Annotated in this window: 14 protein-coding genes; 3 read left to right on the forward strand and 11 right to left on the reverse strand. The window is 47.3% G+C overall.

Annotated features, from left to right (window positions below):
- Window positions 1–15: 15 nt before the first annotated feature.
- On the reverse strand, window positions 16–303 hold the full coding sequence (locus tag ACZ45G_RS19555) for a DUF503 domain-containing protein (RefSeq protein WP_464172179.1): 288 nt from the start codon (window positions 301–303) through the stop codon (window positions 16–18).
- Window positions 304–623: 320 nt separating this feature from the next.
- Here ACZ45G_RS19555 and ACZ45G_RS19560 point away from each other — a divergent pair, with 320 nt between their 5' ends.
- From ACZ45G_RS19560 to ACZ45G_RS19570, 3 genes are all read left to right on the forward strand, one after another.
- On the forward strand, window positions 624–1,283 hold the full coding sequence (locus ACZ45G_RS19560) for an ion channel (RefSeq protein WP_464172180.1): 660 nt from the start codon (window positions 624–626) through the stop codon (window positions 1,281–1,283).
- A gap of 144 nt (window positions 1,284–1,427) precedes the next feature.
- Window positions 1,428–2,585, forward strand: a complete 1,158-nt coding sequence (locus tag ACZ45G_RS19565) for a DUF819 family protein (protein ID WP_464172181.1) — start codon at window positions 1,428–1,430, stop codon at window positions 2,583–2,585.
- Between the two features lie 79 nt (window positions 2,586–2,664).
- A complete protein-coding gene (locus ACZ45G_RS19570; protein ID WP_464172182.1) occupies window positions 2,665–4,092 on the forward strand; it encodes a pyridoxal phosphate-dependent decarboxylase family protein in 1,428 nt (475 codons plus the stop codon).
- 14 nt (window positions 4,093–4,106) lie between these two features.
- On the opposite strand, the gene ACZ45G_RS19575 is transcribed toward ACZ45G_RS19570, so the two are convergent.
- The 10 genes from ACZ45G_RS19575 to ACZ45G_RS19620 all read right to left on the reverse strand — a co-directional run bounded on the left by ACZ45G_RS19575 (window position 4,107) and on the right by ACZ45G_RS19620 (window position 20,168).
- Entirely contained in the window at window positions 4,107–4,760 is a 654-nt protein-coding gene (locus tag ACZ45G_RS19575) for a TetR/AcrR family transcriptional regulator (protein WP_464172183.1), read from the reverse strand.
- Window positions 4,761–4,920: 160 nt separating this feature from the next.
- On the reverse strand, window positions 4,921–5,082 hold the full coding sequence (locus tag ACZ45G_RS19580) for a hypothetical protein (protein WP_464172184.1): 162 nt from the start codon (window positions 5,080–5,082) through the stop codon (window positions 4,921–4,923).
- A 166-nt stretch (window positions 5,083–5,248) separates the two neighbouring features.
- Window positions 5,249–6,907: a glutamate synthase-related protein gene (locus ACZ45G_RS19585; protein WP_464172185.1), complete on the reverse strand. Its 1,659-nt coding sequence runs from the start codon at window positions 6,905–6,907 to the stop codon at window positions 5,249–5,251.
- A gap of 204 nt (window positions 6,908–7,111) precedes the next feature.
- Window positions 7,112–9,991: an outer membrane protein assembly factor BamA gene (gene bamA / locus ACZ45G_RS19590; RefSeq protein ID WP_464172186.1), complete on the reverse strand. Its 2,880-nt coding sequence runs from the start codon at window positions 9,989–9,991 to the stop codon at window positions 7,112–7,114.
- On the reverse strand, window positions 9,988–14,025 hold the full coding sequence (locus tag ACZ45G_RS19595) for a translocation/assembly module TamB domain-containing protein (protein WP_464172187.1): 4,038 nt from the start codon (window positions 14,023–14,025) through the stop codon (window positions 9,988–9,990). The genes bamA and ACZ45G_RS19595 overlap by 4 nt, the downstream gene beginning before the upstream one ends.
- Window positions 14,026–14,086: 61 nt before the next feature.
- Window positions 14,087–14,485, reverse strand: a complete 399-nt coding sequence (locus ACZ45G_RS19600) for a PGPGW domain-containing protein (RefSeq protein ID WP_464172188.1) — start codon at window positions 14,483–14,485, stop codon at window positions 14,087–14,089.
- A 205-nt stretch (window positions 14,486–14,690) separates the two neighbouring features.
- Window positions 14,691–16,466, reverse strand: coding sequence for a sulfoacetaldehyde acetyltransferase (gene xsc, locus ACZ45G_RS19605; RefSeq protein ID WP_464172189.1), 1,776 nt, complete (start codon window positions 16,464–16,466; stop codon window positions 14,691–14,693).
- A 117-nt stretch (window positions 16,467–16,583) separates the two neighbouring features.
- Complete coding sequence (locus ACZ45G_RS19610) at window positions 16,584–17,510, reverse strand: bile acid:sodium symporter family protein (protein ID WP_464172190.1); 927 nt, start codon at window positions 17,508–17,510, stop codon at window positions 16,584–16,586.
- Window positions 17,511–17,591: 81 nt separating this feature from the next.
- A complete protein-coding gene (locus ACZ45G_RS19615; protein ID WP_464172191.1) occupies window positions 17,592–19,286 on the reverse strand; it encodes a thiamine pyrophosphate-binding protein in 1,695 nt (564 codons plus the stop codon).
- 48 nt (window positions 19,287–19,334) lie between these two features.
- Complete coding sequence (locus ACZ45G_RS19620; RefSeq protein WP_464172193.1) at window positions 19,335–20,168, reverse strand: SDR family NAD(P)-dependent oxidoreductase; 834 nt, start codon at window positions 20,166–20,168, stop codon at window positions 19,335–19,337.
- Between the last annotated feature and the right edge of the window lie 160 nt (window positions 20,169–20,328).

Below are 20,328 nucleotides of genomic sequence, written 5' to 3' on the forward strand. Positions count from 1 at the left end.
AAACCGAAAAAAACCTCATAGATGAATGATCTCAATTTGCGTGTCCGCAATCTGTGCAAGCCCCAAATCATCTGCCATATTGAGCACCTTGTCCAGTTTTGAATTCACAACCCTTGAATCGTTGCCGATGATTGAAAATCCGATTTGGGCCCACAAATGACTGTCATTATAATCGATTTCCGCAATGGAGACATTAAATTTTTTTTTAATCCGGTTGATAATGGATTTAACAATACTGCGTTTTTCCTTCAATGAACTGATACCATAGAGTTTAAATTTGATTTTGCCAGTCCCGACCACCATGGCTATTTCCTTGACAATTGTTAAAAATTCATGTCACCAAAATCTATACTTTTTAAAGACTAAATGGAAGGATGGTTTTTTCTAATCCATTGACAATCATCCCCAAAAAGAAGCTGAATCTGTCCAGTGTCAATTCCATCAACCGGTGCTGGGTCATGGTCCTGCCAATCCATTATTTTTTCTGATATTTTCAGGGACTGATACCCATAAGGACCGCAGATGAAATCAACCCTTGACTTACCCATTCTGCTTGGAATATTGAATTATGGTATAAACGAAATATTCCATCCATACAACAACTTTAAAGCAGGAACTAAAACGTGATCAATAAAATTTTCAAAGAAAAATTCACCATTTTGTTAGGATTACTTCTGGTCTACGTCATTGCGACCCCTTTTTTTGAAACGATCATAAATCAAGAAATCTTTTTGAACATCACATTTTCTGCTGTCATGCTGTCTGCCATCCTTACCCTGTCCCGGGAAAAAAAGAGCCGTATTGCTGTTATCCTTCTGGTGCTGCCGTGTTTTGTCCTTCTCTGGCTCAAATTGCCGGACAGCTCTTCTGAAATATTTCTGGCCGGCGCGGTGCTCCAGGCTGTGTTCAATTTTTTTATGGTCTTCATTATTATCTGGCTTGTTTTTCACTCCCCCGTCATTACACGGGATATCATCTCTGCATCCATTGTGGCCTACCTGTTCGTGGCCCTGTTTTTTGCAAATTCTTTTTTGGTATTGGAAATACTCTTGCCGGGGTCCTTTTCCATATCCAATGACCTGATCACAGTTGACCCTTCGGTATTAAAATATTTTAGCTTTGTGACCCTCACCACCCTGGGATATGGAGATGTGGTACCAATCTCTAACCAAGCCAAAACCATGGCCATTTCCGAAGCCTTTATCGGACAGATCTATCTGACGGTGCTGATCGCACGACTGGTGGGGGTGTATGCGGCAGGAAACCATCGGCAAAAAAAATAGAAAAATTCCCGTTCCCAGGCATTTGATCTATATTTTTTAAAATTTTCGGTTGTAAATATCCATTGACATTTATCTCCATAGAATTTAAATTCACTATAGTGAAATAATTTTTACGGCAACTAATTTATTTTCCAAGGGGGTTGTATGATGGTGACCTTAACCAATGGGTTCTATGTTCTGTTCCCTATTATCATTATTTATCTGTGCACCACCTACCCGATTTTAAATAAAATAGGCATGATCATTATCTGTTATGCGGTGGGACTTGTCCTGGGAAATATCAATATCCTGCCCCCGGATATCCTTGGCTCCCAGCAAACCCTGTGTGAAGTCTGTGTGGCCCTTTCCCTTCCCCTTCTCCTTTTTTCCCTTGATCTAAGGCAGTGGGTCCATCTGGCAGGAAAAACCATATTGTCCATGGCCCTTGCCACCCTTTCCATCATCATTGTCTCCTGCCTTGGCTTTCTTTTCATAAACGATCTGATAGAGGAAAGCTGGAAACTGGTGGGAATGGCCGTGGCCGTATATACCGGAGGCACCCCCAACCTGGCCGCCATAAAGACTGCGCTTGATGTGGACCCAACTGTTTATATCACATTTCACACCTATGACATCGTGATCACCCTCGTTTGTATTATTTTTTTTGTTACCATTGCCCAGCGTGTCTGTAATCGATTTCTCCCCCGGTTTGAACCCCCAAAGAGGACAAGGGCTGGGGAATCAGATCTCCTGCATTCCGAAGGAATCGATTCATACAATGGAATTTTAAAGATTAAATCCCTCATGAAACTTTCCACCGCCCTGGTTCTTTCCGGCATCATCGTGGGAGCCGCCCTGGGAATCAGTCAGTTCTTTCCCAAAGAATATGCCACCTCCATAACGATTCTTTCGATCACCTCCCTGGGTATCGGGTGTTCCTTTATTCCAGCAATCCGGAATATTGAAAAGACATTCCAGCTGGGCATGTATATCATCATGATTTTCTGCCTGGTTGTCAGCTCCATGGCCAGCTTTTCCCAGTTAAGCAATTTAAACTATCCCCTTCTCTCATATGTTGGATTTTCGGTATTTGGCTCCCTGACACTACACGGCATCTTTTGTAAAATATTTAAAATCGATACCGATACCTTTATTATCACCTCAGCCTCGGCCATCTGTTCTCCCCCCTTTGTACCGGTGGTGGCCGCTGCCCTGGGGAACCGAATGGTTATTTTGTCAGGTCTGACAACGGGAATCATTGGATATGCCATTGGCAATTATCTGGGCATATCCATTGCCTATATTGTTAAATCTTTCATTTAATACTGCAATTGAATTTAAATATAAAAAGGCTCACCATTTTAAAATCAGGCCTGTGCATAAACAATAAGGACATTAAAATATGACAAATACAAAAATCGTACTTCCTGAAAAAGGACGCAGTAAACAAGCGGTTCTGGAAGCCATGAAGGCCTTTGGAGATAACGACCCGGATTATAAAAATGGAAAAACCTGGAGCCTTGTCTATTACCTGGGAGAAAGGTATACACAGTTTTTAAACGATGCCAGCCAGATGTATAGCTCTGCCAACGGACTCAATCCCATGGCATTTCAAAGCCTGAAACGCTTTGAAACCGAAGTGGTTCGCATGACGGCAGATCTTCTGAACGGCGATCAGGACGTGGTCGGGATCATGACCTCCGGGGGAACTGAAAGCTGTCTTTTAGCCGTTAAAACCTATCGGGACATGGCCCGGAAAAAAGGCATCAAAAAACCTGAGATGATCCTTCCTGAATCCGCCCATGTGGCCTGGGAGAAAGGGGCCCAATATTTCAATGTCAAAGCAGTTCATGTGCCCCTGGACAAGGGATATCGCATGGATGTAAACAAGGCCAGGAAAGCGATTACCCGGCGCACCGTTATGATGTTGGGCTCTGCCCCGGGGTATCCCCACGGGGTGGTGGACCCCATTGAAGAATTGGGGGCCATTTCCCTTGAACGAAAGATCCCCCTCCATGTGGATGCCTGTGTGGGCGGATACCTCCTCCCCTTTGTCGAACAACTTGGATATCCCATACCCAAATTTGATTTCAGGGTGAAAGGCGTCACTTCCATATCGGCGGACACCCATAAATACGGGTATAGTGCCAAGGGGGCATCCACTATTTTGTACCGCAACATGGATATTTTAGAGAACCAGATGTTTGTGTTCACCGAGTGGCCAGGAGGTATTTTTGCCTCCCCCGGCCTTTTGGGCACAAGACCCGGGGGCAATATTGCGGCTGCCTGGGCTGCCATGCAGGCAATGGGCAAAAACGGATACCTGGAAAATGCCAAAAAAATCATGGACACCACCCGACAGCTGATACAGGGCATTGAATCAATTGATGGGCTTGAAATCGTAGGAAAACCCGATATGAGCCTCGTTGCCTATCGTTCCACATCAAAAAAAATAGGCATCTATGCGGTTGGAGATCAGATGGAAAAACGTGGGTGGCATATTGATCGCCAGCAAAAGCCTGAATGCCTCCATGCCATGGTCACCCCTTTGCACCAGGAGGTAATGGCCCAATACCTAGGTGATCTGAAAGAATCCCTTGAATACGTGGGGGCCAACCCCAGGCTCTCCCGCCAGGGAGGGGCTGCCACCTATGGAATGGTATCAAAGGTCCCCTTCAGGGGAATGGTCAAAAAAAACGTATTAAACATGATGCGCGATATGTATGGCCCGGCAGGAAAGGTGGTGGATTTCTCCGAATCAGACAACAAACAAAATGGGGTTGTTGAAAAAATAGCCCGGCTGTTTTTGAGATTTAAAAACGAACGATAGACGCCGGGGAGCATCTACGATGGGCTGACACCTGACAATGCCAGGGCCGTCATTTCCATGAAGGCGGCAAAAAGGTCTTCATAACTGATCCCGTAAGTCTCCTGAAAACGGACCTGGCGCATGAGAATAATCTGCATGACGCCAAAGACCTGGCCCCAAAGCAGCAGCATCAATTGTGCGGGTTTAAGGGAAGTTTTGATCCTTTTTTGTTCAATTCCCGTTGCAATAAGCCGGGTGATCAAATCGGCAATGGCATCGGTTTCCTGCTGGCAAAGATACTTATGGGATCCCGGTGCTGAATTCTTTAAACTCCCGGGATCATACACACAGGTATTTGCCTCATAGACCATGATCAGCTTTAAATAGTCTGGATGATCCAGGGAAAAATCAAAGAATGCTCGCCCAAGGTCATGGATGCGCTGGTCTTGGGAAGCCTTGTCCAACATTTGATGTAACCGAATAAGCCCCCTTAATACAACGGCCAAAAAAATGTCTTCCTTGTCTTTAAAATAAAGATAGATGGACCGTTTGTTATACCCTGCGGCCTTTGCGATCTCAATGATGGTGGCAAACTCATATCCATTTTTAAAGAATATGTCCTGGGCCTTATCAAGGATTCGGTTTTCGCGCTGCTTTTTTTCCCATGCTTTTCTATCCTCGGACATCATTTCCCCTCTGCCATAAATATCAGGTTATGGGAAATAGAATACATCGGAGTGAAATCCAAGTCAACACATTGAAAATTACCAATGGGCTCTTTACCCCACTCTTCCATGGCCGGGCCGTTCTAAAGGTGCATATTCCAGGCAGTGGCCGATATCTGTTGGTTTAGGAAGACATACACCCCTCATCATCTTTAATAATCTTGGTGTAACATTCAGTAAGCTCTTTGTCAGAAGTGGATGCTTTATCGCAGTCACTCATTTTTTCTACAATATTTTTTTGATCTTCTGCATCACAATACTCTTTTTTTTCTGAATTCTCTGTCATGGTATCGTCTCCTCTATCCCTAGGTTTTGTTAAATAATCCCAAACGCCAATAGACGCCATACCTAAAATTTAACGATGCCTGGAGAAATGTCAACACACTACCAAAAAAAACACAAGGCCCTGTACCGGGGCACAGGGCCTTGTGTCACCTCAGACAGCAAAGGTATCAGGAATTGAGTATTTTTTTAGCGCTCTCATTGTTCACATCTGTCACATGGGGGATGCCTGTTTCCTGGGCAGTTTCCCGGTTGCCGGAAAAAATTTCATGTCGGGTAATCTGATTGAGGGAAAACTTTCTGGCCCCTGCCATGAGCTGCTGCAGTCCGCACCCGAGTTTATCTGCAAGGGTGTAAAATCCAATGGCGCCATAGGGAATTTTTTTCATCTCATCCTTACCGATCTTGTCTGCAAGGGCATGGTAGCCGGCAAAAATTTCGTCTGCTGTTTTCCCCACTTCCAGAACAGTCTTGGGCAGTTCGTTCCAGTTGCCGTTCACTTCTGCCCTTCTTTCTGGATAAATGGCCCCTTCAATATTGGCCCCTAGAAATCCCGGAATCATTATGCCCCGACCCATGCAGATAAGTTTGGTATAGGGAGCCCCCAGAGCAAGACCTTTGAAAACATGATCTTCCAGGGCAAATCCACCGGCAAAGGACATATCCACCACTTGTTTTCCCTTGGCAGAGAGAATGCTGGCATATTCATGGGCCTTGGCATGGAGGTTGATAGAGGGAACCCCCCAGCTTTGCATCATGTTCCAGGGACTCATGCCGGTACCGCCACCGGAACCGTCAATGGTCAGAAGATCCAGATCTGCATCCGTGGCAAATTTAATGGCCATGGCCAGTTCTTCCATGCCATAGGAACCGGTTTTCAAGGTAATTCTCTCAAAACCAAGCCCCCGAAGATATTCCACACTGTTCATGAAATCTTCCTGGACATGGGCAACGGTGGGCAGATTTGTCCCGCCCAGACGGCTGTGCCGGGCAAAAGATTTAATAGCGCCCTGTTCAAACCCCTGCTGAACTTCGGGCAAAGAGGGGTCCGGATCCACCACATATCCGCGATCTTTCAGGAACTGGGCATACTCCAGGCTTCTCACCTGGATTTCCCCGCCGATATTTTTAGCACCCTGCCCCCATTTAAGTTCTATGATGCACTTGTCCCCGTATTTATCCACCACATATTCCGCCACCCCGTTCCGTGTATCTTCAACATTGAGCTGGACAATGATGGCCCCATACCCATCAAAATATCGCAAATAGGTCTCAATCCTGCGATCCAGTTCCGGTGCACTTTTGATTTTTCCCTGTTTGGTTTCACCATTGCTGATCTCGGAATTTCTATCCACGCCCACCACATTTTCCCCGATCACAACGGGAATTCCAATGAGGGCACCGCCAATGGCAAAGGAATTCCAATATTTTTCCGCAATAAAGGTCGACCCCAGGGCCCCGGTCATCAAGGGCATGCGAATTTTTGTCTTCCGGCGTTTTCCAAATTCGGTTTCAAGGCTGACATTGGGAAAGATGCAGTCGTCGGCACTGGAGGTCAACTCTCCGGCCAGACCCTGGGCACCATAGGCATATCCCTGGATTCTCAGGGAGTTGTAGGAGACCCCTACATGGCTGGTATTATTGGCCCCGGCCGTAACAAGACCAAAGCTTCGAGGATACAACAGTTTTCGACCCACCATGCTGGACAGCCAGGTTTCACATTTCCCCTTGCAATCTGCCCGGCACAAGGTACACAAACTTGATTCACAGGCATTTCCGCGATTTTTTGTTCCAAGCGCATCATTTGACTTTGAAAATCTCATTTCCATGGGTTTTTTCTCCTTTTATATTATCGTCCTTAGCTCCAATATATTTTTTACCCCCCCCCCTGAAACGCAAGAAAGCGCCTTCCCGGAAGATCCTGCCGGAATAGACGCCTTTGTCTGTTTGGTTAATTTAATTACACGCCATTGTATAAATAAATTTATAAAAAATTTAGCGTGGAAAAAAATTAATGTCAACCCATTTTTATTTTAAAAGGTATACCCCATGGAAAAATGGAAACTGCCGGCAGATTCACCTGGCATGGGGTCCAGTTTCCAGCCATACAAAAACCCAATGGGACCGATGGGGGTCATATATCTGAATCCAATTCCGATGGCATCACGGAACAACTCGGATTCAGATTCGCCTTGGGTCTTCCGGACGGCCCCGATGTCGTAAAAGGCAGAAAATTCAAAATTCAATCCCAAATCATACCGGGCTTCAAGGGTTCCAAGGATGGACTCTTGCCCCCCGACCGCATTGCCGTCCGTATCATATTGCAGTAAATTTTCATCAAAGCCCCGAACACTTGAAGTCCCCCCCAGAAAGAACAATTGATCATCGGGCACATTCGTGTTGCTTCCATAGGGCTGAACAATCCGGTAGCGTCCCCTCAGGGCAAGAACCAGGGGATCAAACAGGGTATAATAATACCGAGTATCCAGCCGGTATTTGATAAAATCATCCAGGTCATCGTCAATCCCGCTTGAAACATCAACATGGAACGAGGAAAGCATGCCCTTTTTCGGTCTGACATAGGAATCTGTGGTGTTGTAAACAATCCCCGGGCTGGCCACAAAAATATGGCGTGATTCATATTGTTCTGCTTCCTCAGCAGTCAAGGTTTTGTCCTGGGTCAGGTATTGCTCCCGGAATTCATAGGTTAGGCCCAGATTTAATATCACTTTTTTGGAAAAAAATGGCCGTGAAAAATTCTGGGATACCCCATAGGACCGGGTTCCAAAATCCTTGTTAAATTCTTCCTGTTTTTCACCAAAAAGACGGGTACTGGACAAGATACGACTGGAAAGAAACCGTGGTTCCAACAGAGATATTTCCCCCTTATATCCGATCTGGCTGACCTCTCCTTCCACTTGAAGATCAAGATTTTTACCCCAGAAATTGTGATCTCCCACTTTTGAATTAAGATAAAAATGACGCTGGGTATCATACCCTGTTCCCATTTCAAAAAAATAGGGTTTCTTTTCCTCAACCTCCACAATTATATCCACCTCTTCGGCATCGTTTTTCAGGCCGATGGTCCTGAACCGCACCGAATCCAGTGCATAGACATCCATCATATTCCGACGGCTTTCCAGTATTTTTACCAGGGAGACTGGGTCCCCGGGAGAGACTTCCATTTCATCGGCAAGAATCGATTCTTTTGTCCTGAAATTCCCCTCATAATAGATCTGTCCGACCCGCATATAAGTTCCCTGCACTATGGTATAGGTCAGATTGACCCTGGACCTGTCAGGGCTGAATTCTATCGCTGTGGTCACCTTACTCTTGGGGTACCCCGATTCTGAAATTCTTTGTCTCAGGCGGGTTTCATCATTCTCGATCATATAGCCCCGAAAGGGCTGCCCTTGCGTTAAAGAAATCAACCATAGGGCAACATCATGGGACAGGACGGACAATCCCTTAAATTGGACCTGATCTACCCGTGTCTGAATCCCTTCATCAATGACAAGCAAAATTTCCACCTGTTTGCGTTTTTTTCCGGCCGAATCTGGAACAGATAAAACCTTGACCTGCTGGTCAACCCGGGTCTGGGTAAACCCCTCCTTGAGATAGAGCGACCGAATGGCATTGATGTCTTCATCAAGAATTTTAGCGACATAAATCCCGGAATTCCACCCCTCTGATTCCCGGGTCAAAACACTTTTAAGAATTTCCTTTTTGGGGATGGATTGGTTCCCTGTGATCTCCATTTTGGAAACACGGTATTGATTCCCTTCATCAATGGCAAGGGTCACCTGTTTCAGTGAACCCTTTTTAATCGTTGGCTGTGACGGTTTTGAAGCTTTCACTGCAGTGGTTATCCGTACATCTGGATATCCTTTTTGCATATATTTTTGTTTCAGTTTTCGGACGCTTTTCCGAATCGCAAAGTTATTTTTATTGCCGTCCCTGGACAAGGTCATCTCGCGTTTCAGGGTATAATCCCAAAAAGCGTCATTCCCATCAAAAACAATCTTGTATAGGGGGCCTTCTTCAACATGTAAAATCACATCCACCTTTTTTTCTGCAAGGTGTTGGGTGGTTTCAGCAAAAACATGGACATCGGCAAACCCTTTTTTCCGGTAAAATGCCATAATATTTTTGACATCCTTGTCCAACTCCTTTTGGACAAATCGCCTGGCACTGCCAAACAGAACCGAGGATTTCCAGACCTTTATCCGCAACTTCAACCGGGACGAGGAAAAATGGTCATTCCCTTTGATCGCTACCTGGTTCACCCGAAGAAAGTCCCCTTTATCAATGTGAACAGACAGCAGATAATTTCCATCCGCCTCATCCTGTTGGGCGGACAGGGTAATCCTAGGATCAATAAATCCCTGTTTCTTAAACAGGGTGATCACCCGTTTTGACTGTTCCCCAAGGGTTTCTGCTAAAAAAGCATCCCCAGTAGACAGGGTCATGACATTGAGCACTTCCCGTTCAAACAACGGAAACGCATTATAAACCTTAATATCTTTAATCCGCCCGTAGGGAACTAGCTCAAACCGGATATCAACACCCTGGGCCGTCATGGTTGGATCCGGCACATGGATGGACTTAAAAATACTTGAGGCCCCAAGACGGTCAATGGCCTGGGCCATCCGGTCAGGCCCATAGACATCCAAAGGGCTCAGCTGGATCAGGTCCCTGGCAATGGACTCCCAACGACGGGTATCCCCTTTTACTCCAAGGATTTGAATATCAATCCTGCCAATTTTATTTTCCGGGGTATTGTTTACCGAATTTTCTTCGACGGCCATAGCAAGTCCCGGCGCAAGATGGCAAAACAAAAGGACGAGACAACAGGCCAACAACAGTCTAAAATTACCAACCCGGCTGGGGTTACCTATCAAACCATGGTTCATCTGAATTCCAATCGATATTTAAGTTCACCACCAAAACTGCCGCCCGTATCCTGATATCCGCTCATCAATAAATTTTCAAGCAGCTTATAAAAACTTGTCACCCGTTGAACCGTCTCCCCGTTTCTGACATCCACTCCGTACTTGACGCTGATTTGTCGCGACAAATCAGCCCCGAGCGTCACATTGACCCCGCCGGAACCTGCCTCATCTTTGTTTTGGGTATCGATCTCCAGATAATCCAGGCCAGTGGCATCCTGCACGCTTTTTCCCAGGGAATCAGCCACCATCCCCCCGAGCATCTCTTCTGCCGAGAACCGCCCTCCCCCGTCAGCCGCCCGAAGCTCCCTTGTGGTCTTGCCAAAGGCAATCAAAGAAAGGATATCACCATGCTGTTCCGGCGGGTTGGAAGAAAAATTAAACGCCAGGTTGTCAGGCGTTCCGGAAACTGCCAGGGTAATAGTCCAATCCCGGATTTCTGTTTCCCCCTCAATGTCAATGGTCGGTTCAATTTTATAGGGATTCACAAAATCAACCACCCCTTTTTTCACCTCAAATTCAGCCCGTTGAAAGGTAATGCGGCCTGACTCCACCTGGGCACGGCCGGCCAACAGGGGGGTTGCCGCCGTTCCCTGGATCGTTAAATCAGGACTGATCTCAAGATAGGCCAAGTTATTGTCCACCAACAGCGGTTCCCTTCGATGAATACGAACATTCAGGCCAATGGTTTCTAAAAAGCCAGGCGGTTTTTTTTCTTGGACCAGGGTCTCTTTTCGGGTCCGCTGGGTGGCTGTGTCAATGAGATTGAGTTCAACATCCTTGTAGTATCGGCCCTCAACCAGTATCACCTCACCGGTCAATGCAGATGCCTGATCCGTGCCGACAAGGTTCAGGTCGCAGTTAAGATTAAGATCCATTAAATCAGGTATCTCCAAATTAAGCTGGTGGGCTTTGAACTTTAAGTCAATGGTTTTAGCAGCCCAATCTTCCAATCCTACCCTGCCCCCAAGATCAAATCGACCATCATCCAGAGCCCCCTTAAGTTCCAGGATCTCAATTTTGTCCGGGGTGATCTGAATATGACCATCTATATTCTTGAAATTTTGCTCAATCCCATCCACCGCCATTCCCAATCCATTGAATTGAAAATCGCCATGGACAAGGGGGCTGGCAAGACTGCCCTTAAGGGAAGCTGTCATCCGGATCAAACCTGTGGCAGATTCAATTTCTTCCACCAAAGGATTGATAACCTCCAGAGGGACTTCTCCCTGGGCCTCAAAATCAAGATCCCCGTTAAGATTCCCATCCCCTTTTACCCTAAGGCGACCTTTTTCCAGCACCTCAATCTGAACAGGAGGAAGGTGAAGCAGGCCTTTATCAATGGTCAACTTTGCATCTGCCAGCCGGATAAAGGGCTTGTCTTCAAAGGCAATTTCTATTTTGGAAAATTTCGCAGATGCCCTCGTATTCGCCAGCTGATCTGCCTGCCCCTCTGCCCGGATACTGCCGGTGATGGCGCCAGTAAGCCCGGGCTGCCCCAGAAGAATAAAATAGGGAGCCAGGTTAAACCCCTCCATATCAAGGGCTGCGGTAAACGCCTTGGTATCCAGGTGATATGCCCCCTCAACCACCGGCCCCAGATTTCCATTTATCCCCACCCGCCTATTTTTCAGCTCAACCCAAACATCCATGGGCGCCTGTTTTTTCTGTAAAAGAACAAGTTTCTGAATACCAAGATGGCCCTTAACCACGGGCTCTTTAAAACCGCCCCGGGCAGACAGGTCCAGGGACAAGAGCCCCCCATCCCCCCCATTTTTTTCAAACAAATTCAGACAGGTCAGATCAAAATTTTTCGAATCCACCAGGATATCAAAGGTTTGGTCCATGGGTGTCACCTGTCCTTTGGCCCGGATCACAGACCCCTGGGATACCTGGAGTTCCATTTGGTCAATCTCAAGCGCCTGGCCCTGGATCCGTATTTTTGAAGAGAAGCCATCAATCTTCTGTCCACCAACCCCCAAGGAAGCGCCCTCAACATTCAAATTCCCCGCCAAATTGGAAGGGCGTCCGTTGACCTGTCCGTCAAGGGAAAGACGGCCGGTAATGTCCGGCAAGAAATCTTCCAGAAAGATAGAAGCCCCGGACAAGGCCAGTTGAATCTGAGGATCCTCGATCAGGGCAAGGTTTTTGTCCAGAATCCGGGCCTGGCCAGCTCCTTCGATCAAAGATTTCCCAAGGGCCAGCTGAAAGGTTTCTACATCCAGCACCCCAGTGGCAAACCCCAGTTTGACACTGGCATTGCCCCCCCTTTTCTGGTTAAACGAAAGATCCTGCCCCCCAATCTCAGCTATGGCCGAGGGATTGCCAAGGCTGCCCCCTATCATAATTTTCCCATTAAAATCCCCCCCCAGAGGAGAAGATGCCATAAAATGAACAGGATCCAAATTTTCCAAATCCAGATCAAACTGAATGGATTTGCCGGAACCACCCCCAACAGCCTGGCCAAACAAATTTGCCCATCCCCGGCCATGGAGAGAAGATGTCTGATTTTCCAGGAAAAACGTATCAAAAGAAATCCGCCCCGTCCGATCAAGACCGGCATTCAAGGTTAAATTTCCCAAAAAAATATCATTTATTCCCAGGGCACCTGCAACGGCGGACAGGGAAACACTTGGACTGGTAAAAGGACCGCCAATCTCTGCAGACACGTTGATATTTCCCCTCCCCTGCACACGGGTAAGCCTGTCCAGCTGACCGATATCCGCCGCCTCAAGATCAAGATGGCCGGATATTTCCCTGGCAAGGAGATCCACACTGCCTTGGCCGGTCATTACAATCCCCGGGGTGGTTAACGTGAGGGACCGTATCCCTGCTTTGAAACTTTCAAGCCCGATGTCCGCATGGAAGTCGGCATCCATAGAATCCGGCATTCCCTGGACCCAAAGCCCTGTGGCCCTTACCTGTGCGGTAATGTCTGCCTTTATTTTTTTTGGGTCAATCCCCCTGCCCTTAACCCTTATCCGGGAGGCCAGGCGGCCTTTGGTTTGAAGTCCAGCTTTTGCCAGGGCTGATAAATCCGTATCATCTAGGACAGCATTCAGGTCATAGGAGATTTCGTCCAGTTCAGGGGCTCCCTTTACGGACAGGTCCAGCCGAACCACCCCTTTTAAAGCCGATGCCTCCATGCCTGTCAGCAGTGCTGCCCTCGCAAGTTCCACCCGGGACTCCATGGAAATATCCAGAAAAGGCGCACTCAAAACATCCTTGACACGGCCATGAATCTTCATATCAGCCCCGTCCATGCCGGTCTGGATAACAAGACCTGACAAACTACCCTCCTCAAGGCTTGCCTCAAGTCGGGAGGAATTAACCACAATGGGCCTTCCCTGGGTTGTGAGTTTCCCTGTCTCAAATCCCATCTTGAACCGGGCTGATTCATTAAAAAGATTGAAATCTAGGATAGAGATCTCCAGACCTGACACCAATAAATTCACCTTATTATCCGGTAGGGAAAAGGCTATAGTTCCCCTGGTGAAAACGAACTCATTGATTAGAATATTCAGAGGCAATCCAGAGGGAACAGCCTCCTTTTCAGGCCCGGAAGAATCAGGAGGGTCGGGAAGGACAAAAGCAGAAACAAGGTCCAGGGAACCATCTTCCACCATACTCAGATCAAATTCAGGAGACGCTATTCGGACCGAAGACAAACAGAGTTCTCCTTTCAGCAGCCGTGCCCATGCCAAATCAAGGCTCAATTTTTCCACACGGACCAGGAGCCGTTTGTCCTGTCCTTGAACCTGGAGTCCTGCAATATCCACCTGCCCGGCAAGGATATCAATCTCCAGTTCTTCAAGGGAAAGAAAGCCTGGAATTTTTTCATTGACAAGGGTTAACACCCTCGTTTGGGCATAGTGACTTTCCATGATAAAAGTAGCTGTCCAGACAAAACCCAGAACCATCACACAAAATATCCCCGCCAGGACGATAACTTTTTTCCCCGGGTTCAACCGGACATGCGCCTCTTTTTTCTCGCCCATAGGATCCTTGATTTTTCTAATCTTTTTTACATCTATCCCCTTTATGCTCCCTTATAAAAAATCAGGAAATGGGGAAACGAAGGGGCTGCACCTGCTTTTTTTCCCGGATCCAGTTCAAGGAGGTCCGAACCTTTTTAATGCCCGCAAATCGTTTTACCATCCTTTTTTTCCCGGGAAAATCCATGAGTATCAATCCAAAAAGCATGGTTAAAAGCCCCTGACCCGGTATAAACAAAAGGACAAATCCCAGCAAAAAGAATCCAGCACCCAGTATATTTCGCACAAAGATCGTCGCCCCCCGAACGACCATGGACCTTTCTCTTTTCTTTTGAAAATAAGAATCTAAAAAATAGTCTGTCGGAATCCTGCAAATCATCCAGGGCACCGACAAAAGGCTCACCACAAAAGCGACAATGGAAATCCCTGACAATATCGTAATAACTGCCTGGTGTTCCTTCATTATGCCTATTATATATTCCACAACCTGGTATTGTGCCAGAAAAACATCTGAATGAAAAGAAAAGACTTTACCTTGGGATTCGCTTTCTTTTTGTAAACCATTTATACTTTCCTAAGGTTATAACAAAATCGTTTGTTTAAAAATGATCTAGGTCAAAACCCGGGAAAGTATAATGGTTTTTTTCTATAATTATTTCAATCTGGGGCTATCCCTTTTGGGGGCGCATGTCCGCCTTGTCAATTCCTGCTACAGCAACAGGGGCTGTCATGGCGTCCCGGCGGAAGGGTTCGCCCAGTTCCATATTGGTCATCACTTCAATAAAAGTGGTCTTGCCTTCTTCCATCTGGAGCCGCACGGCTGCAGCGAGTTTTTCGGTCAGATCCGCCATGGACGTTACCTGGACACCTTCAATACCGCAGGCTTTTGCAATCTTTGCATAGTTAACATCCCGGTTCAGCTCTGTTCCAACAAAGTTGTCGGAATACCAGAGCGTGGTGTTTCGTTTTTCAGCACCCCAATGATAGTTACGGAAGATAATCATGGTTATGGCAGGCCAATCGCCGCGACCGCAGGAAACCATTTCATTCATTGAAATACCAAAGGCACCATCGCCGGCAAAGCCTACAACCGGAACATCGGGCTGGGCGATTTTAGCACCGCAGATGGCAGGAAAACCGTATCCGCAAGGCCCGAACATACCGGGAGCCAGATATTTGCGCCCCGCTTCAAAGGTGGGATATGCAGCCCCCAGAGCACAAGAATTTCCGATGTCAGAAGAGATGATGGCGTTTTCCGGTAATGCCTGCTGTATGGCGCGCCATGCCATGCGGGAGGTGATTTTTTCAGGATCCTGTTTGCGGGCACGTTCGTTCCATGTGGTTCCGGCATCATCTGCTTCATGATCCATGCCGGCAAGGTCTGTGGCCCAGTCGGCTTTGATTTTTTCAATGGTTGCCTTGCGATCCTTGCGGTCTGCATCACCGGCAGTGGCGGACAGCTTTCCCAGGATACCCTTGGCAACTTTTTTGGCGTCACCAACGATTCCTACGGTTACCGGTTTTGTCAGGCCGATGCGGTCGGCGTTGATATCCACCTGGATGATGGATGCAGTTGTCGGCCAATAGTTAAGACCGTAGCCAGGCAGGGTGGAAAAGGGGTTTAAGCGAGTTCCCAGTGCCAAAACAACATCGGCCTTGGCAATCAGCTCCATGCTGGCTCTTGAGCCATTATACCCCAGGGTCCCCGTGTACAGGGGATGGCTGCCGGGGAAGGCATCGTTGTGCTGGTAACCGCAGCAAACCGGTGCGTCTAATTTCTCAGCCAACGCCATTGAATCCTTGATGGCACCACCGATCACAACACCGCCACCATTAAGGATGACAGGAAATTTTGCATCTGACAAAAGCGCTGCTGCCTTGGCAATGGCTTGCTCACCACCGGCGGGCAGTTCAAACTCCACAATGGCCGGCAGTTCAATATCAATCACCTGGGTCCAGAAATCACGGGGTACATTGATCTGGGCCGGAGCAGATGCGCGTTTCGCGTGCATGATCACCCGGTTGAGAACTTCGGCAATGCGGGCCGGATGACGAACCTCTTCCTGGTAAGCCACCATGTCTTCGAAAACAGCCATCTGGGGAACTTCCTGGAACCCGCCCTGCCCCATGGCCATGTTTGCTGCCTGGGGGGTTACCAGAAGCAGAGGTGTGTGGTTCCAATAAGCTGTTTTTACAGGGGTTACAAAGTTGGTGATGCCAGGGCCGTTCTGGGCAACCATCATGGACATTTTGCCACAAGCCCGGGTGTAACCGTCTGCCATCATGCCGGCATTGCCTTCATGGGCGCAATCCCAGAAAGTGATGCCGGCCTTGGGGAACAAATCGGAAATGGGCATCATCGCCGAACCAATAATACCGAATGCATGTTCGATCCCATGCATCTGGAGAACTTTTACAAAGGCTTCTTCCGTGGTCATTTTCATTGTGCTACCTCCATCATTGATTGTTTTCTCCCTATATAAAGGGATTCGCCCGCAGTACGTACAGACTAAATTTGTATAATATTTATTGAGTTTGTTTTTATTCTATCATTCTTTCGATTATCCAAGGGCTTCTTCATTTTTATTTTTTTTGATTCGGGTAAAAATAAAGGCGGCTGTGAGCCCTGCTATAATATGCCAAATTCCCCACCAGGCAACCAGAATGGCCATGCCACCAAGGCCATCGAAAAAGTTAAAGACCAGTACCAACCCCAGGGCGGAATTTTGGATCCCCACCTCAATGCAGACAGCCCGGCAATCTTTTTCCGGAAGCCCGACAATTCTGGCGGACCAATAGCCTATGTTCAATGCCAGGGCATTGTGTATCAGGACGGCAAAGACCACAAGTCCGATATAGGTGAGAAAATTTTGCCAATTTGCAGCCAGGGCACCACAGACAATTATGATGAAAAAAACCAGAGAAAACAGTTTAAAGGGTTTTCTCACCTTTTCGGCAAGCCCTGGAAAATAATGGCCCAGGGTCATACCCACAATCAGGGGAATCCCAAGGATGAGAAAAACCGTTACAAACACATCTGCCGGGTTAAGACTGACCTGTTTCATAATAGCACTGGTGGCAGGCGTCATCCCCCCCCAAAAAGAGATATTCAAGGGCGTCATGACAATGGCGGCAACCGTTGAAATAGCCGTCATGCTTATTGAAACAGCCGTGTTCCCCTGGGATAAATAAACGACAATATTTGATAGATTCCCTCCGGGGCAGGCAGCCACCAACATCATGCCAAGGGCTATGGAAGGGTAGGGCTTGATAATGAGCACCAGAAGAAAAGTAAAGGCCGGCAATAATAAGAACTGGGCAAAAAGGCCGATCAATGGCGCTTTTGGGTTTGTGATTATCCGCTTAAAATCTTCCAGCTTCAAGTCAAGGGCGACACCCAGCATCATTAATCCAATGGCCACATTAATGATAGCAATTCCAGTTGGGTTGAAATTCAATCTCACCTGATCCAATGTGACAGGATCCATACACCTCCCCTTTCCTGATCAAAGATTAAATAAAACTGTGAAGGGGTAATAAAAAAAATTACCCCTCACAACTTAAAAAAGTTAGGCTTTATAAGCGCCGACATTGGCAAGGGCCATACTGGCCGGGCTCACGGTGGTCGGATCCACCATCACATTGATGCAACAGACCTTGCCCGAGGCAAAGGCATCTTCCAGGGCAGGTTTTATATCCTTGGGATCTTCCACCAGGTATCCTTTTCCCCCAATGGCTTCCACCATTTTATGATACTCAACACGACCGATAAAAGTGCCGCCCTCTATGGCGTGTCCGATTCTGATTTCCTGACTGTGGCGGATCATTCCCCAGCCAAGGTCATTGGAAATGACCACCACAATGGGTCTTTTCTTCCGGATAGCGGTTTCAAACTCCATGAAATTAAATCCCACAGACCCATCTCCGGTCATAAGAATAACCCGGCTGTCCGGATACAATAACTTGGCGGCATTGGTATAGGGCAACCCAACCGCAAGGGATCCAAAGATTCCATAGTCCAGATAGGTGCCGCCAACTTTTAAGGTTCGTGTCATGCCAAGCCATGTGGTGGTATCCCCGCCGTCTGCTACCACGACATCGTCTTCTCGGTCCATAAATTCATTGATCTCCCGTGCAAGGCGCATGGGATGGATGGGGATATTCTCAGAGCCCCAGTCATTTTGGGCAAAGGATTTGCCTTGCTCATGGGCAGTATTTAATGTGTCTATCCAGGGTGAAAATTTTTGAGTCAAAGACTTGCTTAATTTTTTTGATTCAATAACCCCATTGCACTGGGTTAAAAACGCCTTGATATCACTGGCAATGGGCAGGTCGACTGTCCTGTTCCGGCCAATCTCTTCGGGCATAATATCCACCTGGGCAATCTTGGCGGCTGGATTGAAAACATCTCCGAACATATAATAAAGGGACATACGGGTACCCAGGATAATGACAAGATCCGTTTCAATATAGGCGGCAAACCCACCGCCGGGACGAATGGCCAAAGCCCCTTCAAAACAAAGGGGATGGGTGTCCGATAAAATTCCCCTGCCGGACAGGGAAGTGAATAAGGGGATACCCGTGGCTTCAATAAAGGTTTTAAGCTCAGTTTCTGCATGGGATTGCCAGGCACCGGTTCCTGCGATCACCAGGGGTTTTTGGGCCGCCTGAATCATGTCCATCAATTCCTTTGCTTTGTCCGGATCTGACGGGTGGGAAACAACACAGGTCTGGGTTCGCCGCACCTTTTCCTTGTCAACCGGCGCATTGAGCACATCAATGGGAAATTCCAGATACACCGGTCCCGGCCTGCCACTTTCTGCAATTCTAAAGGCCATATCCACGTATTCAATTACCCGCTCCGGCCGCTGACAAACCAGGGCTTTTTTCACCATGGGCTTGATAACCGCCTCCTGGGGCATGTCCTGGAGATCCAGTTTTTCCTTGTTGTCCATTCCCACACATCCTGCGATCAATACCAGAGGGGTGTTGGAAAAATGGGCACTGGCCACACCGGTCAATGCATTGGTAAACCCGGGACCTGCTGTCACCATTGCAACGCCGGCTGTTCGGGTCATCTTTCCCCATGCTTCTGCCATAAATACAGCTGACTGCTCATGGCGGGTATCGTAAATTTTTACATCAGAGCCTTCCAGATATTGATAGATGGGGGTAATATGCCCACCGCTCAGGGAAAAAATATGCTTTATTTTTCTGTCAATTAATGCCTGTGCTACCAGTTCTGCACCTGTAATCGTTTCCATACCCACTCCTTTTTTTATGTTTAACCCTTGTATCGTTTGATTTTTTTATTAGAGCTCCATAAGCTGTCCACCACAGATATTCAAAGCCTGCCCTGTGACATAACTTGAGGCATCTGATGCCAGAAAAACAGCCATATCAGCCACCTCGGAAGGGGTGCCAATCCGTCCCAGGGGAATCGTCTGGCACATTTTTTCTTCCTGTTCCGCCACAGTGGTATTGAGAAACTGGGCTTCCAGACCGAACCGCCATTTTTCTAGGTCGGTCATGATCTGGCCGGGACAGATGGCGTTCACCCGGATCTTAAATCCGGACAATTCCTTGGCCATGACCTTGGTGAGCATGATGACACCGGCCTTGGACACGGCATAGGCCCCGTTAAATAAAGGCGCTACTTTGCCGGCTCTGGATGCGGTGTTGATAATACTGCCTCCCTTTTCAGACATCAGCGGGATAATGGCTTTGGATACACGAAAAACCCCGTGGAGGTTTACATCTACCGTTTTTATCCAGGCGGTCTCATCATAGGTATTGACCCCGCTGGGCACACCGAATGTGGCACCGGCGTTGTTGCACAGGATATCAACCTGACCAAATTTTTCTTTAACCGTTTTGGCCATTTCTTCAACCAGATCCGTATTTGTCACGTCCAGATTCACCGCCAGGGTTTTGATGCCGAACTCGTCGGCAAGTTCTGTGGCAATCGTATCCATTTCAGACATGGAACCTGTTCCCACATCAGCATTAAACCCCTGGGCATTTCCAAAATCTGCAATAATAATATGGGCACCCATGGAAGCCATCTTTCTGGCCATGGCATATCCGATGCCTGACTTCTTTCCTGAACCGGTAATCAATGCAATCTTCTTTTCCAATGAATTCAAACTTCCTCCTTTAGATTGAGGTATATTTGTTTTTAGAACGCTATTCTATATATGACATACATTCTATTATTTAATCTTGTCAAGGAAAAACATATTCAAACCCCTTTTTTCCTGCTTGACAAAGCCCAATTATTTGATTTATGGTTCAGTTGTTGAATGG

It is taken from the genome of Desulfoconvexum algidum, assembly GCF_055382125.1.